The sequence below is a fragment of the Halorubrum sp. SP9 genome (assembly GCF_005435015.1).
In the GTDB taxonomy this organism is placed as follows: Archaea; Halobacteriota; Halobacteria; order Halobacteriales; family Haloferacaceae; genus Halorubrum; species Halorubrum sodomense.
Window position 1 is genome coordinate 1 of record NZ_SGXU01000177.1, and the last position, 535, is coordinate 535.

At 51.4% G+C, this 535-nt stretch carries 1 protein-coding gene; it reads left to right on the forward strand.

The features are described from left to right. Nucleotides 1-110: 110 nt before the first annotated feature. A partial coding sequence (locus EXE45_RS17060; RefSeq protein ID WP_241989518.1) for a ribbon-helix-helix protein, CopG family occupies nt 111-535 on the forward strand: 425 nt, incomplete at its 3' end.

Here is a 535-nt window from a genome sequence, read left to right on the forward strand (position 1 = left end):
ATTATAAGCCCTGATGGCCGGTGCTATCACCTATACGTCACTTGATTCAAATTCATCATACTGTTGTGGGAACCGTTGACTATTCACGTTCCGGGTGAGGCCGGTCGCATATGGCGATCGATCGTGTGACTGTGTCACTTGATGAAGATGCGAAAGAGGCGCTTGATGATCTCACCGAGCGAACCGGCCACGGACAAAGCGAGCTGTTACGGCGTGCGTTGACCTTCTATGCTGCTAATTACCAAGCTGCGACGACTGACGCGGGGACAAAACTCGGCGATTATCACAAAATGCTCTCGGGTGGTGAACACGTCCTGCTCGATGTCGATTTCCTCCACTGCTTCCTTGATTACGTTTCTGACGCCGACGGCGAACCGGATCCCGACTTCTTGACGAAGGCGGATCAAGTCTCAGAGTATCACGCTCACGAATACGACGGTGAATTTGAGACGCTCGATGAGTTACTTGAGTGGCTTTCACTATGCGGATTTTTGAGTGTTCGTCGTAGTGACGACAACCGGTATCACGTCGTGTT